The organism is Peribacillus sp. SRI_006, assembly GCF_057586375.1.
On the sequence record NZ_JBYCZT010000015.1, the window covers coordinates 56849 to 72892 of the forward strand.

General features: G+C 37.1%; 13 protein-coding genes and 1 pseudogene. 7 read left to right on the forward strand and 7 right to left on the reverse strand.

Translation table 11 applies throughout. The features are described from left to right. The first annotated feature begins 297 nt into the window (after positions 1 to 297). The 4 genes from AC2YHV_RS20985 to AC2YHV_RS21000 all read left to right on the forward strand — a co-directional run bounded on the left by AC2YHV_RS20985 (position 298) and on the right by AC2YHV_RS21000 (position 5836). Positions 298 to 2157, forward strand: a complete 1860-nt coding sequence (locus AC2YHV_RS20985; RefSeq protein WP_487374021.1) for a helix-turn-helix domain-containing protein — start codon at positions 298 to 300, stop codon at positions 2155 to 2157. A 160-nt stretch (positions 2158 to 2317) separates the two neighbouring features. Continuing rightward, positions 2318 to 3460, forward strand: coding sequence for an Alp7A family actin-like protein (locus AC2YHV_RS20990; protein ID WP_487374022.1), 1143 nt, complete (start codon positions 2318 to 2320; stop codon positions 3458 to 3460). 9 nt (positions 3461 to 3469) lie between these two features. Beyond that, positions 3470 to 3892: a hypothetical protein gene (locus tag AC2YHV_RS20995; protein WP_487374023.1), complete on the forward strand. Its 423-nt coding sequence runs from the start codon at positions 3470 to 3472 to the stop codon at positions 3890 to 3892. Positions 3893 to 5152: 1260 nt separating this feature from the next. Continuing rightward, positions 5153 to 5836: a MerR family transcriptional regulator gene (locus AC2YHV_RS21000; RefSeq protein ID WP_487374024.1), complete on the forward strand. Its 684-nt coding sequence runs from the start codon at positions 5153 to 5155 to the stop codon at positions 5834 to 5836. 409 nt (positions 5837 to 6245) lie between these two features. Here the strand turns inward: AC2YHV_RS21000 and AC2YHV_RS21005 are convergent, their stop codons facing one another. The 7 genes from AC2YHV_RS21005 to AC2YHV_RS21035 form a co-directional block, all read right to left on the reverse strand. Continuing rightward, positions 6246 to 6635: a VOC family protein gene (locus tag AC2YHV_RS21005; RefSeq protein WP_487374025.1), complete on the reverse strand. Its 390-nt coding sequence runs from the start codon at positions 6633 to 6635 to the stop codon at positions 6246 to 6248. A gap of 235 nt (positions 6636 to 6870) precedes the next feature. Next, positions 6871 to 8247, reverse strand: a complete 1377-nt coding sequence (locus AC2YHV_RS21010) for an MFS transporter (RefSeq protein ID WP_487374026.1) — start codon at positions 8245 to 8247, stop codon at positions 6871 to 6873. Between the two features lie 169 nt (positions 8248 to 8416). Beyond that, positions 8417 to 9424 carry a LacI family DNA-binding transcriptional regulator gene (locus AC2YHV_RS21015; RefSeq protein WP_487374027.1) on the reverse strand — a complete coding sequence of 336 codons (1008 nt, stop codon included), beginning with the start codon at positions 9422 to 9424 and terminating at the stop codon, positions 8417 to 8419. Positions 9425 to 9535: 111 nt separating this feature from the next. Further along, positions 9536 to 10483 (reverse strand): dihydrodipicolinate synthase family protein, encoded by a 948-nt coding sequence (locus AC2YHV_RS21020; RefSeq protein WP_487374028.1) that lies wholly within the window; start codon positions 10481 to 10483, stop codon positions 9536 to 9538. Positions 10484 to 11164: 681 nt separating this feature from the next. After that, the gene (locus AC2YHV_RS21025; protein ID WP_487374029.1) at positions 11165 to 12439 is read right to left on the reverse strand and encodes an FtsW/RodA/SpoVE family cell cycle protein; all 1275 of its coding nucleotides are present in this window, start codon (positions 12437 to 12439) and stop codon (positions 11165 to 11167) included. After that, the gene (locus AC2YHV_RS21030) at positions 12436 to 12855 is read right to left on the reverse strand and encodes a PadR family transcriptional regulator (RefSeq protein ID WP_487374030.1); all 420 of its coding nucleotides are present in this window, start codon (positions 12853 to 12855) and stop codon (positions 12436 to 12438) included. Before AC2YHV_RS21030 ends, AC2YHV_RS21025 begins: the two co-directional genes overlap by 4 nt. Further along, positions 12845 to 13387 carry a sigma-70 family RNA polymerase sigma factor gene (locus tag AC2YHV_RS21035; RefSeq protein ID WP_487374031.1) on the reverse strand — a complete coding sequence of 181 codons (543 nt, stop codon included), beginning with the start codon at positions 13385 to 13387 and terminating at the stop codon, positions 12845 to 12847. The genes AC2YHV_RS21030 and AC2YHV_RS21035 overlap by 11 nt, the downstream gene beginning before the upstream one ends. 330 nt (positions 13388 to 13717) lie before the next feature. On the opposite strand from AC2YHV_RS21035, the gene AC2YHV_RS21040 reads away from it, so the two are divergent. The 3 genes and pseudogenes from AC2YHV_RS21040 (at position 13718) to AC2YHV_RS21050 (ending at position 15829) form a co-directional block, all read left to right on the forward strand. Further along, complete coding sequence (locus AC2YHV_RS21040; protein ID WP_487374032.1) at positions 13718 to 14761, forward strand: serine hydrolase domain-containing protein; 1044 nt, start codon at positions 13718 to 13720, stop codon at positions 14759 to 14761. 229 nt (positions 14762 to 14990) lie between these two features. Next, positions 14991 to 15380, forward strand: coding sequence for a VOC family protein (locus AC2YHV_RS21045; protein WP_251543951.1), 390 nt, complete (start codon positions 14991 to 14993; stop codon positions 15378 to 15380). A gap of 147 nt (positions 15381 to 15527) precedes the next feature. Beyond that, positions 15528 to 15829: pseudogene (locus AC2YHV_RS21050) on the forward strand (VOC family protein). Positions 15830 to 16044 lie beyond the last annotated feature (215 nt).

Sequence of the window (16044 nt, forward strand, 5' to 3'; positions counted from 1 at the left end):
GGTGCATTTTGAAAGCTCAATTTCAAAGAAATCGTGCTAATAGTGAAGTGACTGACCATTCCTCCTTGTTTTAAAGAGTTTAGCTGTGCAGCATTCCTTATTATTGGAGGTATGGAAGGAATTAGACTGGAACTGGTGCATTTGCACCATTAATTCGAAACCTGTGTAGTAAATGGTGCATTTACTCTTCGAAATGTGGCCCACTCTTGATATAATGATAAAAAAGTGGTGCATTTTAGATGAACAGGTTCTAATCTTTCCACCCAAGGATTCCCTGCAATAGAGAGGATGGGGTTGTTGTTGAGGTATCAGGACATACATGATCGTATGATTTTGAACTATGAGTTTCTGAAAATTTCTATTTTCGAAGAAACAAAGATTTTATTTGAAGATCGTCCTTATATTTTGGACAAATGGAGACAGGAAGCCTATCGTATGACAGAGGAAGAGGTAAAAAATCAGGTTCCGGGCTTTACCATGGGACCAAGCTTCAGGGCCTTATTTTCCTTGTTCACACAAACGTTATACTTCGAAAAACTTATAACAAAAGAAATGATAAAAAAGGCCGTGGACAGCTATCAGGATACAATCAAGGTCATATTGGCCGGCCATTTCATACACGAATTCCCGATGGATGAGATAAAACGCAGTGCGAACGAAGAGAAAATAAGTGAGGCCTTGAGCCGTCACTATATCTATTCAAGCATGGATATTGATTATCATTTAATGAGAGACATCGTGACAAAGAAAAAGGACTTTAAAAAAGGAGAGGCTGGTCTCTTGGCAACCGAGATTATAGACAACCGTGGACACGTTAGAGGATTAGCTGAAATAAGGCCCCCAGAATCACAGAAAGCGGAACTAGCCTCCGATCAACAGGAAATGTGGCTTGAATTGATAGAATCCACTATAAATTCATTGGATGAAATGACCGCCGACCTCTTTGACTTAATTACATATTTATGGATGGTCTCACCCAAGTCCATTGATGGTTATATTGAGTTTCATAGCAATGATGCCTTACAGCTTAGGAACCTGAAGAAACGGACTGCACAAGGACGGGAACTGGACTTTCGTGAGGAAGATCGCTTCAATATCATGAAACGGGTTGCTGCTCTATCAAGCATTTGGATCTCTCTGGGCAATCAACAGGTAAAGGTGATCAACACCCAGGATATCCAGGACAATGAACTTTATGAATTCAAGGACTTCCAGAGAATGTTCGAAATCGGAAAAATCCGTGTTGCTTATGATAAAAAGACCGGTGAAGCGAAAGGGATCTATGCCGTACAGGTGAAGCCGTCCCCTGTTCTTACCCCTTACTTAGATGGACCAAATCGCACACTGGGTTTGTTGGATTTAAAAGTGTTTCAGTATAGCCACTACACACAGCGTGAACACAAGCGATTAACCCGCTACCTGAATCTGCAGTGGAAAATCAGGACCATTAGAAGGTCCTTGCATCAACCGTTTAAGGTCTCTACCCTGTTGAAAACAATGGACATATCCAGTCGATATAACGGGGTGCAAAAAAGGGATAAGTTTGAAAATGTTTTGGATGAATTGCAAAAGGACAGCGTGATCAGTAGCTGGAGCTACACCGAGGAAATCGATGAAGAACAAGTTGGGAAAAAAGGATGGTTCCAAGGCTATTGGACCAAGTTGAATGTGCTTATTCTACCAACAGACATAGTCGTTAAAGAGAATCAGAAAAAAATGATGATAGGTTCAAACCACTTGGTGAATGAGGAAATTATTGAACGGATGAATCAGATAAGTCACGAAAATTCGATTTCAGAAGACCTTTTTTTCTCCCAGGACTTTTCACTAGATGAGTTGGCTCCAACACTTGAAATGGAAGACTCCTTTGAGGTTCCATCTCAAGTGACCTCCGTGGTCACCAGTAGCCTTCCGAAAACAGAGCAGCAGGCATTTCATTTTGGACCAGAAAAGGAATTGGCGCTTTCTCCTGAGACGATGAGAGATATGATGGACTCCCAAAATATGAGTATCCGACAGACAGCAGAGGAAATCGGCATTTCCCACTCTACCCTTTCGCGATATCTCAGAAAGGAAAATAAGCGTCAAAACAATAAGAACGATGAAAAAATGCTCAATTGGATAAAAGAAAAATCCAAACGACAAAACTCTAATTGATTAAACGTTAGAGTTTTGTCGTTTTGTTCTTCCTACATCGGAACGAGGAAATTTCACTTGCATACATTTTGCATTCAAATTTGACAGTTGCATACAAAAAGCATACAATGAGATTAGATTTCAATGAAAATAAATGAAACCGAGGAGGAATCTATTAAAAATGGGTAGATTTGTATCAGTTGATGTTGGTAATGATGCGGTGAAAGGATTCTTGGGAAGTATTGAAAATCGAGTATACATACCGAACGTCATTGCAGAAGTGCAAGATCGGGAAATTGTGGAGATGGAAAAAAACATATTGAATGGATTACATGTGGAGATTACTTCTTCCGCCTTGAAAAATAAAAACGGAAGTTTTGCTGTCGGAAAGTTAGCATCCAAGTATCCAAATAATGACGAATTAACGCCAGATCAAGATAAATCCGAGAGTGACCAACCTGTCATTATGCTATTGACAACCCTTGCTTATGATGCGGTGGAACAATTCCCTGAAGAAGATGGTGTAATTGAAGCCACTTATTATTTATCAACAGGATTGCCCCTCGATGAAACTAAACAAGGAAAAGCCAAAGACTTCCGAAAAAAGCTGAAAAACTCCCAACATGAAGTAAAATTCTTGAAAACCCCTTCCCTAGAAGGTAAAATTGTTCGGATTAAATTCGAACAAATCCTTGTGAATACGGAAGGATTCGCAGCGTTTGTGGATTTAACTACAAATGATGACGGTTCTACCAAAAACGAGGAACTCATCGGAAAAACAATACTCATAAACGATATTGGGGGCTTATCAACGGATTCGGCCATCATCACCGATGAAGCTGAAGTGGATAATGAATACAGCAATGGAATAAAAAGAGGTGTATCCACCTATTTGGATAACATTATCAAGAAAGTCTATTCCAAATACAAATACACCATTAAAAGTAGACGCACGCTCGTAGAAATCATCACAAATGAACAGCCTGATGAACAATATCATATCTGGGTTAATGGGAATAGGGTCTCCATCAAGGATATCATAGATGAAGAACTCTCCGTTTTGGCAAAAGAAGAATATAAATTAATTAAAGATATGTGGCGGAATGTTCCGGACATAAGACTGGCCTATCAAATTGGGGGCGGATCCTTGGTGTTAAAACCTTACTTGAATGCTCTGAATCAAGCCGACAAAAACTACCCTCTCCGTTTCGTTTCGGAAGATGACAGCGTATGGATGATTACACGAGCCTATTTTAAAATTTTGCTTATGTATTTACAAAGTAAAGGGATATCTACACAAAACGTGGCAGCTACAAAAGAGTGATATAAATCCATGGAACAATTTGAACCTGGAAAAACCATCTCTTTTCGCTTACCCTCTGATACCCCTTTACATGTCAGTGAGTATTTAATAAGCAGGAAAAAGGAATTAGGCAGGAAATTCAGTAGTGAAATAGCTCCGATCTTTGTTAAGGCTGTTTCGCAAAAAGCCTTGGGGAATACAGATAGCGATCAAATCACCATTAGCTTGCCCGAAGGTTTGACAGCTGAACAAAAGGAATGGATGAACCACCCTAATACAAAAGCATTGATTGGTCAACTTCTTTATCAGGTAGTGACTAAGCCTACTAAAGCCTTTGAATTTAATCAGCCTCTAGAAAATAAGCAAGAAGAAAAAACCGCATTTAAAGCAAATGCAGCCATTCAAAGATTTGCACAAAAAACATTCTTAGATTTTGACGACGACGACGACTAACCCTATCCTTTGATGGGGTTTTTCCTGTTATAGACAAAATCAGTCAAAATCAGAGAAAGGACATTGCTTATAGAAAGTCAAATACATATATAACGCTATATAGAGCACAAAAAACCTGTATTCTACATTTATTTGGTTACTCAATCGCTTAGAATGTTACCCCTCCCCTCAAATTGTACCAAACGAATCTCTTTATATAGACCATTTGTGTTCTGTAAGCTATATATAGTCTATAAATTTTAAAGGATTTAAGCTACAGATGGTGATTTAAAGGAACAATCTACCCCTGCTCCATAACTGGCTATAACTTTCTCCTTAATAAGATCAAATAAAAAATAATAAATCAAAGTTGGCCATCTTATAATTCTTTTTTATTTTGTTATTCGTTACTAGTCTTGTATAATATTATTAATCATGTGGACCATTTGTATTTTATATTCTACATATAGGCTATAATTTAGAGGCTACATCTACTCCATATATTCACTAAATCTAGATAGGTAGTTTTCAAGTTTCAAAATAATGATCTTATCTTACTTAAGAAAAGGAAATTATAGAGCACATATACTCTATAATCTATAAATGGTCTATAAATTATTACTTTATATACCATAAACCCGGATCCATATCCATAACTAGACTGTTGTTTTAATCATATTCTTTTCACCATTTAACTGTTACTGCAGATATAACAATTACTGATGTAGACCATTTATGTTTTGTATTCAACATATAGACCATAATATAGAGGCAATATCTACACCATATATTTCTTGTTGCTAACTTAAGAAAAGAAACTTAGAGGGCCCATATACTCTATAATCCATAAATGGTCTATAAAGCATTACCATATATAGCCTACATGAATCTGGAACTACAGCTAGATAATTATATTACCCTTTTCCATTCCATTACTTAACTGCTACTTTAATTGTAACAGTTACTAATGTAGACCATTTGTGTTTTGTATACTACATATAGACTATAATCAAGAGGCTACATTTCAATACTAAAAACCAATTTCCAGGCGAGAATTTCCGAGTCTACGATCAACGGTCATTTTCTTACTTAATTAGAAAAAGGATATAGAGCACATATACTCTATAATCTATAAATAGTCTACATAAACAGAGCATCTTATTATTCTTACTACCAGTAAAACCGTTATATATGTAGACCATTTGTGCTTTGTGTTCTACATATAGTTCATTATTTAGAGACTTTTAATAAATAAGACAAAAAAATTTAGGAGGTTCAAAAATGTCAGAAGAAACCTTTTGGAAAATTAGCGATTTTGTAGAAACGTTAAAAACTCATCTGAACAATCAAAATATACATATTAATACAGTGGACGGTTGGTTTAAACGGTTAGAGAAAGAACGCCTCCATTATATAAATCGTACTCTAGAAACCAATGAAAAGGTGTACGATGAATTAGATTTAAAAATTGCAATGTTTATAAAGAAGAGAAGGGAAGAGAAGTGGGCCTTATCAGCGATTTCAAATGATCTTTCAAACTTTTTTGAGTTAAGACCATTCCCTGTAAAAAAAGAGAAACCTGCTCCATATGTAGACAATATGGAGACTTTGAAAAAACAGATAACAGATGAAGTAAAGAAAACTTTTGAAGAAATGGCTACCGCAAAGGTCGAAGAGTTGAAAAGCCAATATGAACAGTTACTAAACGGCTTGCCCAAACCACCATCTATAGAAGAAAGAAAGAACCAAAGCTTTCAAGCGATGGTGATCCAGAGAAAGATTGAAAGTTCACTAGAAGAGGAAGCGAACCAGGCATGGTCCAACTTGCCGGAGGATCAACGTCTTAAGAGGGTGGGCTTTTTTAGAAAAGACGTTGATTTGGAGAAAAAGGATCAGTTTATTCGGAATTATATTAATGATCATTTTGTGGACCGGTTGAAAAAAGAGATGGAACTTGGTAAGTAAGTCTTGGAAGGACATGCTTTACAATAACACATAAGCAATTCTTCTTAAGAAATGGGTGCGTTAGCTGAAAATCGGAGCTGTCTTTAAGGCAGCTTTTTCTTATGGAACTATCGGGGCAGGTTAGTTCAAGAAAACCAATAAAGGTTTGAACACAAGGAAATAAATGTTGCCTATCTCTAAAAATGGGGTGGCCGAAGTAAATAGTACTTTCAAATTAGGGTAAAGACAGGTGATAAGTTTGCATAATACTAATTAGAAGAAATGAAAAAGCCCTGAATTTATTTAATTCGGGGCTTTTTCATTTCTTCTAACGAGGGTGTGAATATTCTGCGATCGAGGATTTATTTTAACTCCACATATAGTTTCTATTAATACACATAAACCACAACTCATCTTAAATTAAGTATCTTTAATCTTTTGCTCGTTCTACCAATTGTAGCAATTCACCATTAGGTCCATAGAATAAAATCATACGTCCACCTTCTAGTGTTGGTTGTGGTTGAGGGGATGAAAATTTAACTCCTTTTTTCTGGTAATGGTTAATTGCTATATTAATATCTTCTACTGTAAAAGCAAGGTGGTTAACAATTCCACTTTTGTTATACTTACCAATGGGTTCAATGTCTTGGATTAGTTCAATTTCCATACTGGGCTGTTCTTCCAAGTACAAAAATGCCATCTCTCTTGTTTTAGAAGATCCTCGAAGGCGAACTTTGAATCCAAACATATCTGAGTAGTATTGAATAGAAAGATCCACATTAGTAACAATAATGGCTATATGTTCCAATTTTATAAACATTTGTATTCTGCCTTTCAACGTAAATAATAAATTTTTTTAAAAAAATACCAACTTAGTAAACATATATTTTGGTTTATCAAAGAAACAATGCGATTACTCATTTTTTATTTATCTATCTTTCACCTGTAAAAGGATAAAAACGAATTGATAGAGAAGGAGATTATGGAACTTAAGGCCCGTTAGTAAAAAAATTAAAGGTAAGGTTTTTTCAACCTTACCCCTTAGAGATTGTTACCTATGGTGCAATATCTTCTAGAACCTTTTCACTTGTTTCAATCATTCGAAAGGCCATAAACGCACCAACGACAGTAACACAAGCAAAAAGCATAAAGACAGTCGATATACCTCTGGCACCTAAAATAAAACCAAGTATCGTAGGGGCTATAGCAGAAGCGAGACGCAACCAGGCTGTAGCAAATGCAGTACCAAGGACCCTTACCCGCGTTGGATAAATTTCTGGTGTATACAGGTAAAGTAGAACAGTGATTGTACCCATGACGCCATAAGCCGCTGACCCTAAATACATTACGCTCTGTGCTGACTCAGCACCGTTAACCCAAAGTGTCACCAGAAGAGTTCCAGCCACCAGGAACGCAATGGTTGCCCATCTCTTACGGCCAATCCTGTCAATCAGCATAGCACAAGCGAATACGGCAACTAACTGTACGATATTCGTGACAGATGCTGCCCGCAAAGACTCTTCTAAAGGAAGATTGTAAACAGTTGTGTACAGACTAGGTAGCCAGTTATTAAGTCCGTTAGCGACAAAATAAGCTGTAAACCATAATGTCCAGACAATTAATGTTCTACTGCGGTAAACAGGCGAGAACAACTCTTTCCAACTTCCTTTCGCAACTGCTTGAGTGGCTGCATGCGCACCCATTGTCACAGGCATGCGTTCGTCGGTACTTGCTTCGAGCTCTTTGATGACACCCTCGGCTTCATCAAACCTACCTTTAGAAATTAACCAGCGAGGTGATTCACGCAGCTTGAAGAAAAATAAGAAAACAATTAATCCCCCTATACCACCGACCAGGAACATCCACTTCCATCCCAAGCTAGGTACGATTAAGGCTCCAAGCTGCGCGGACAACATTAATCCAAGAGGGAAGATCATTTCATATAGCATAAAAAAACGTCCGCGTCCATGGGCGCGTGAGAGCTCATTAATATAAGTAGCTGCAACAGGAACTTCACCGCCTACTCCAATGCCCTGTATGAAACGAAGTATCAACAGCATTTCGAAATTGCCCGCAAACGCACAGGCGATACCCATCACAGACATTAAAAAAACCGTCCATTTTGCACTATAAACACGCCCATATCGTTCTGCTAGCCAACCGAAAAATATTGCGCCCACAGCTTGTCCAAGATATCCAGAACCAATGAGGATACCAATTTCACCGGGAGTCAAACTCCATAGACCAATCAATACTGGCAAAACGAAGGCGAGGGATAAGGCATCAAAAGCATCGAAAAATGTTGCGGATCCCATGATAATACGGGGTTTGATGTGCCAGCGCGAAAAAGGAACGCTTTCCATGCGTGTAAGTAGTTCCGAGGCGCGATCTGATTTCCTATTTCCTTCAATTGGGTTCAACTGTATCTCCATACTAACATCCTCCTTGTAAGGGGGTCCTACTAATAAAAATGAATGTTCCAATCTTTTTAAAAGTTATTTTTAAATGTTTTGTATGAAAGTGCTTCCATTTAGGTGTAATACAAATCAGACTCCAAGATTATTTCTTAAAAGTGATCTTTCTAGAGTCTGAATGTGAAATTTATTTAATCTTCGGAACGTCAGTTGTTGCACGATTAATATATTCCATGTTAAAAACGACCTCTTTTTTTCTGATATGTTTTCCTTGAATCATATCCATCAGTATGGAAGTGGATCTTTTTCCAATACCAACTAAATCAACATGAACAGACGATAAAGATGGTGTGATAAAGTTGGAAAGAGGAACATCATCAGCACCAACGACAGATAAATCTTCAGGCACTGATAACCCAATCATAGAAGCTGCTTTAATCACACCTATTGCCAAATAATCTGATGAACAGACAACGCCAGTAATTTTTCTGTGGTCTTTTAAAAATTCAGCCACTTCTTTTGTTGCCTTAAATGCATCGAACTCCTCAATTTCAAAAACATTTTCAGAAGAATAATCTAATCCAAGTTCTAGCAGCGTGCTTTTATATCCGTTTAGACACCTTACACTATGCATAGAACTCATTGGTCCATTAACGATCCCGATGTTGCGATGTCCTAGTTGATGAAGAGCTACCACTGCTTGTCTTATTCCATCTTCATCGTCGGGGCGGACACAAGGAAATGGAGAATCTTCTAAATAACTTCCCACTACAACCATAGGTAACCCAATACTTTTTAGCCATTCTAAGCTCAGTTCCTCATTTCTAGGCGAGAAAAGAATAACACCATCTACGGATTGAGTTTCTAGCAGTCGTTTTTGCTGAGAAGAGGTAAACGACATCAACATGTTATAGTCCGTTTGATCAATACCTTTTGCTATGCCTTCTAAAACGGTTGAGAAAAATGGGTTATTAAGTATAAATGAACCCCTTGGAACCACAACTGCAATATTCCCTGTATTTCGTTTAGCTAGCCCTCTAGCTCCTAAATTGGGACGATAATCTAATTCCTCAATCGCTTTACGAATTCGTTCTGCTGTTTCAGCACCAACACCAGGCTTGCTACTTAATACTCGTGATACAGAAGCTATTGAAACACCAGCCTTAAGTGCCACATCTTTTATACTTACATTCATATTACATACCTCCGTGGTTCACGTTTATAGATATACATCATTATAAACTAGACCCACCTAAATGCTAAAGAGTAGTGGTTGCAAGACTGCAACCACTACATATAAAGTCTATTATGATTTAACTCCATCCTTCAATAATCCTACATTTAGTAAGCCTTGGCGAATTTCCTCTTTTTCTTTTTCTGTTAAAGGTAAAACCGGACGTCTAGCTAGGGAGCTACTAATTAATCCACGTTGATACATAGCTTCTTTCATACGTAAATGAGAAGTAGAGGAAGGCTCATCCATTTTATATACAGCATGCTTTAATTCAAAGATGCGATCATAGACAGCATTAGCAGCAACTAAATCCTGATCATTAACGCATTTCACTAACTCAGCAATTAAATCAGGTACAAAACAACCAAAACCAACAAGTGCACCGTCAATACCTTGAATTAAAGTGGGTAAAAGATACTCGTCATGACAAGTTAAAAGTGAAACATCTGGGGCATTCTTTTTCAATGCTCTAACATCTACTTCATACTGTGCCATATCTCTTTGACCGACTTTAATTGAAACAACGTTTGGGATTGCAGCCATTTCTAGCAATTGGTTAGTTGTGTAAGAAGTTTTAGTCCAAGTCGGATATTGGTGAACAACAATAGAAATGTTAATGGCTTCTGCAACGTCTTTAAAAAATTGAACAGATGATTCTTCTTGCATACCAAATCGTAACCAGGAATGTGGAGGCATAAGAAGGATTCCACTACCTCCTGCCTTTTCAACAGCTTGAGCATGTTGAATGGCCTCAATTGTTCCTTCTGCAGATACTCCGGAAATGACAGGAATACGACCTTTTAATTCATCAGCAGCAATTCGTACAGCTTCTGCACGTTCTTCTGGTAGTAGAGTCATAATTTCTCCTGTATGTCCGTTTACTACTATACCATTGACTCCTTCATGGCTTGCTACCCATCGGATTAAAGCACGAAATCCTTCTTCATCGATAGAATAGTCATCTTTAAAAGGGATAAGAACTGCTGGAAACACACCGCTCCACTTCAATTTGTTTTTCATACCCAATTTCCTCCTCGGTTAATTGCTGAATTTTATAGTAAACGTTTACGTAACTTATATTATAATGTAAGCGTTTAATTGTCAATATTTTTATTATTTTCTGATAAATTGAATTAAAAAACGAGATTTTAAGTCTATAATCTTGGGATATTTATAGGGTGATGCTAAAAATAGCGACTGTATTTATTACTATTCATAGTAAACGTTTACTGAAAGTTTATAAATAATAAGCAATCAAAATATTTCTTTGTACTATGTAAGGAAACCTTTTTCTTATTTCAAAGTTAGTTTGTGAAGTATTGTACTTAAACTAACGGGTGCGTTAGTTCATTAAGGATTACTAAAAATAATCAAACTATTTTATATAACTGTATACTGAATCACAATAAAAGAATCCATTTCGATCAATCTTTTCAAAATGGATTCTTTTTATTTACGCTAATATGGGGGTTCAGGAGGGAATTTTGATCAATCTTGATTCCAAAACTACACATAGATCTTAATTAATTCTATATTTTGATAAATCGACTTACTGATCATTTATCAGTTCCTATATATTAAACTTTTAGGGAATTTTCCACCTGATAAATATCCTCATGATTCATTGCATCTTTCAAAGCTTGGCCTTTACCCATTCCTAGTTTCTTCAGAAAAGAGAGTATGAGCTACAATACCATACTCTCATATTTTCTTCATCAGTATAATATCTTTTTTGTGATACACACTTAAAACCAGACCAAACAAGAAGGCGTTAATCATCGCTGATAAAGCACCATAACTCATAAATGGCAGGGATAGGCTTATTAGTGGTAATAAGCCGAGAGACATTCCGATGCTGACAGTTACCTGTGCAGTGAATATGGCAAAACTGCCGGAAACAAGCATTTTCCCAAATGGGTCTTTCACAGTTTGGAATATACGGGAAATTCGCCAGATCATCCATAAAAACAGCAGACCCATGAGTAAGGCCCCGGCCCAGCCAAGCGTATAGGTAATTGTGACAAAGATAAAATCCGTCATCATTTCATTAGAAAAATCAATCGCTCCGAGGGAACCAAAATGGCCAATCCATCCGGCATCCTCAATTAGCTTTTCTAGTTTTAAAGGCATATACCCCGAGGTCTCACTGAATTTTTCAGGCGTAACAAACGAATAAAGTCTTTCTAATTGATAGGCCTTTATATCCTTCAAGGATATAAGCAGAAGTGAAACACATGTAGTAAGCAGGACTGCTGCAGTGATAAGGATTTTCCTTTTATTTAGGCTGCTCCTCCAGACCATTACAGCAACCATCAATGAATAAATCGCTACCGCCTGCTCGTTGGCTGTAAACATAAACAAAAAGGCAGAACAAACGTATAAAATGGCAGCCAAATAAACATTCATCTTTTTTGATTGCAGCATCCCGGCCCAGGCAAGCAGAAAAATTGGCAGAACCACAATCGAATCGACCGACAATAAACCCACAATATTAATTCGAGGATTGCCGTTCACTAATACATTGGAAAATTGGAACTGATAAAGAATCAGACATCCCATCGTAAAGAAAACCCAGCCCCATCTCTGCAATTTCCGATAATCGAAAAAAAGAAGGACACAGGCCAAAATTACACTTTCTGTGACAGAATATACCTGCTTCAGTACTGATAATGAATTACCATCCTTAAATAAGAGCCAAAACAAAAACAGGCCCGTAGCTGACATGAACAGAAACATGCTCATCAGCTTCCAATCAATCTTCGGCCTGTGCAGCTTGTCCATCTTCTGCCCAATGTCAGAGGGGCTTCCCATATTCCGGACAGCCAGTTCCTCTGCTTCATCCTCTTTATATCCTTTTTTGATCAGTTCAGTTTTAGCTTGATGCAGATGGGCTTTTAATTCAGCTTCTATATATTTTTTTGCTTCTTTTGATCGGATATACGACGAAACCTCTTCTAAAAAATGATTGCTTCTCAATCGGTTCTTCCTCCTTCAAATGCTGTCCGCCAACTAGCAGAGGCGGAACCACTTTTAGATTCCGTTTTCTTTAGCCACTTTTTCGCACGTTCATCCAAGGAATAGAGCTTCCTTTCTTCCGTTTCCCAAGAAGACTGGAGCCAGCCTTCCTTCTCAAGCTCATGCAACGTAGCATACAAGGAGCCTTCGTTATTTTCAAATTTCCGGATGCCTTTCTGGTAAAGAGATTCATTAATTTGATAACCATTTTTTTCCTTATCCAAAGATCTGAAAATACCAATCAAGATGTCTTCCTTACTTACATCCTGCTTTTCGATGGCAGTATGGATGGAGTTTCTATGGTTTTCTGTGAATTTCAAATCAAGAAATGTATGCTTTTTCATTGCCGATTTCAAGCGTGTTAATTTATCTTCCATCGGTGGATTCCTCCCAATAGGTTTTTAACCTTCTTTTCGCCTGGCGCATCCGGGTCTTCACCGTTCCAAGTTTGACCCCGGTAATTTCAGAAATCTCCTTGAGCTTCATTTCCTGAAAATAATGGAGATAAATGAGCTCGCGATACTGGATTGGCAGCTCCATGACTGCACAAGCAAGTTGCATGTCTTCATCCTGCTGAATGACCTCTTCTTCCACATTATCGGTAGAAGTCCATTCCTGGTCCTCTTCCGCAGTCGAAACATTTCGGAAGTACCAGCTTTTCCTATAATCCTTACAATGGTTAATAGCAATTCTCCAAAGCCACGTCCTTATATTTGATTGTTGGTTATACGTGGGTAGCGCCTTATAGCATTTGATGAAAATCTCCTGTGTCAGGTCCTCTGCCACAACCGCATCTTTTACATAGGAATAGACCAATTGTAGAATATCCTGGCCATAAAGGGACATGATTTCATCAAGTAAGGATTTGTCATCTTTCATTTGAGACCATTTCAACACAAACTCCTCCAAAACAGTTCACACTTCCTTCCCTAGTAATAGACGATTGTACTTATAAGAAGGTTTTCTGTTTTTTAAAATTATCCATTTTTAACTATGAAGTACAGCTAAAAATATAGAAAACATTTTAAGAATCAGTACAGCAATAGTAGAATATCCTTGCCTGACAACGTCCAATCAGAAAAGTTAAACGTTTATAAACATGATAAACCGAAATCATTACTGATTTTGGTTTTTTCTTATAGAACTAAAGGGGCAGGTTAGCTGCACAAGCATAGGAAATAAAATACACCGTATATCCCCACTAATGGTAAAATAATGTTATAAAAACGGAGGGGTTAGATGGGAATTACTAATATAAGCATTAAAGAGCGTATGGATTATCATAATGTAAATGGTTTGAGCATTGCAGTAATTAATAACGCTCAAATTAGTATGGCAGAACACTATGGTTTACTTGAGGCAGGAACGACTAAAATTGTAAATAGTAATTCTATTTTTAGTGCTTGTTCGATTAGTAAGTTCTTAACCGGGACGCTTGTTTTGCTACTAACTGAACAAGGTCTTGTTGATTTAGATGAGAATATAAACAAAAAGCTAACCTCGTGGAAAGTTCCTGATAATAAATTTACGGAAAACCAATATGTAACATTAAGAAACTTGCTAAGTCATCAATCTGGAATTATAGACCCTGAAGATAGTTTTATGGAACTTAATTCGAATGACGGTATTCCCTCAATCGTTGACCTATTAAAGGGACACACACCCTATTGTAAAGTACCTATTCAAGTGAACTATGAACCTAAGAGCGACTTTCAATATTCAGATGCAGGCTATTGTATAATACAACTACTGATAGAAGATGTGACTGGTAAACCTTTCGAAGATATAATAGACGAACTAATATTTCAACCATTAAAAATGCACAACAGTTCATTAGCAATGACCATTTCAGAAGAGAAAAGCGATAACTTTTCTTGTGGTCATAAAAAAAGTGGAGAATTAGTTGATGGAAAATATGCTATATACCCTTATCAAGCTGCTTCAGGGCTATGGACGACACCTTCAGATTTATCTATTTTGGTTATTGAATTAATTAATTCTTTAAAAGGTAAAAGTAAGATTGGACTTCCTGTAAGTAAAGCAAAAGAAATGATAACATCCCAAGGTTGTAAAGAGTGGTCTGGACTAGGGGGGTTTTTGGATGATTCAAAAGGAGAACTAGAAATTTCATCGCTTGGTTGGGGAGTGGGCTTTCAATGTATGATGGTTGCATATCCCTATTTAGAAAAAGGATTAGTTATAATGACAAATACTGATTTAGGTGTCCATCAATTGAAAGGGATCATTGGTGAAATATATGATTCCTACGCTTCTGGATTGTGAAGAAATGTACTTAAACTAACAGGTGCTTTAGCTTAAGATCGGAGCTGTCTTTAAGGCAGCTTTTTCTTTATACATCTATCGAGCGCAGTTTAGTTGAAGAAGGATTATTGATTCTAGTTGCCAAATTGTATAAATTCCGATCAAGCTTCAGATGGGGTGCGAGGGGCATCTTAGCCACAAAACGACTAAAGTAAAAAATAAATTAGTTGAAATGAAAGAAGTGAAGGTTTTGATTAAATATAAATGTCTCCATCATGTAAGTCTTACCGTGACAGATTTAGAAAGAGCAAAAGAATTCTATGGCAAAACTTTATGTTTAAAAGAAATACAGCGTCCTAATTTTGATTTTCCAGGTGCCTGGTATGAAATAGGGGGACATCAACTTCACTTGATAGTCGATCCCTCTTCACAGACGATTCGTAAGGATAAAAGATTATCCAGCAGAGAAGGTCACTTTGCCCTTAGAGTCGAGAACTACTATGAAACTCTTAAATGGTTAAAACAGAATGCAGTTGAAATCCTTGAAAAACCATACGGGAAAAGTGGATTCGCACAAATTTTCTGTGCTGACCCTGATGGTAATTTGATTGAACTAAATGTTAATCAACAAAATCTATAAGTAGGCAAAGATAAGGGCTTCCTTTACTGGCTCTTTTCTTATTGAAGTGACGGGGCAGTATAGTTGAAAAAGGAACTTATATTTAAATCTCGAATATCTAATGTAATCGGATAGTTAAAATTTGATGACAGACAGGAGTCAGATACGATGATAAAAGGTTTCGGAGGAATATTTTGGAGAACTAAGAATCTTGAAGTTGTAAAAAAATGGTACAGAGAGTGTTGAAGATTGAAATAGAAAATTGGAATGGGACTGTGATAAAACCCCAATTAGGAAATGAGACGATCTTTTCTTTCTTTACCGAGAATGACAGTTATTTTCCAACAGAACAACAAGTGATGTTAAATTTCCAAGTACATAATTTGAACGAGTCTATTAAACATCTTGAACATATTGGTGTGCCTCTTGCAAAGAAAAAAGAGATTAGTGAATTTGGAAAGTTTATATAGATTGAAGATCCTGAAGGTCGACTGATCAAGCTTTGGGAGAAATAACGAGTTGTAATTTATTTGCTATTGAGCTAACGAGTGCTTTAGCTGAAGATCGGAGCTGTCTTTAAGGCAGCTTTTTCTTATAGAACTAAAGGGGCAGGAAAGTTCAATAAAGGATTTGGGTTTTTTTATGTTGAAATATAAAGTAAAACTTATTGTTGGGGGGGGGATCA

What these genes read in the sequence shown, in the direction of transcription:
- AC2YHV_RS20990 (WP_487374022.1), top strand. Translation starts at nt 2,318, where the DNA reads ATGGGTAGATTTGTATCAGTTGATGTTGGTAATGATGCGGTGAAAGGA.
- AC2YHV_RS20995 (WP_487374023.1), top strand. Translation starts at nt 3,470, where the DNA reads ATGGAACAATTTGAACCTGGAAAAACCATCTCTTTTCGCTTACCCTCT.
- AC2YHV_RS21000 (WP_487374024.1), top strand. Translation starts at nt 5,153, where the DNA reads ATGTCAGAAGAAACCTTTTGGAAAATTAGCGATTTTGTAGAAACGTTA.
- AC2YHV_RS21005 (WP_487374025.1), bottom strand. Translation starts at nt 6,635, where the DNA reads ATGTTTATAAAATTGGAACATATAGCCATTATTGTTACTAATGTGGAT.
- AC2YHV_RS21010 (WP_487374026.1), bottom strand. Translation starts at nt 8,247, where the DNA reads ATGGAGATACAGTTGAACCCAATTGAAGGAAATAGGAAATCAGATCGC.
- AC2YHV_RS21015 (WP_487374027.1), bottom strand. Translation starts at nt 9,424, where the DNA reads ATGAATGTAAGTATAAAAGATGTGGCACTTAAGGCTGGTGTTTCAATA.
- AC2YHV_RS21020 (WP_487374028.1), bottom strand. Translation starts at nt 10,483, where the DNA reads ATGAAAAACAAATTGAAGTGGAGCGGTGTGTTTCCAGCAGTTCTTATC.
- AC2YHV_RS21030 (WP_487374030.1), bottom strand. Translation starts at nt 12,855, where the DNA reads ATGGAAGATAAATTAACACGCTTGAAATCGGCAATGAAAAAGCATACA.
- AC2YHV_RS21040 (WP_487374032.1), top strand. Translation starts at nt 13,718, where the DNA reads ATGGGAATTACTAATATAAGCATTAAAGAGCGTATGGATTATCATAAT.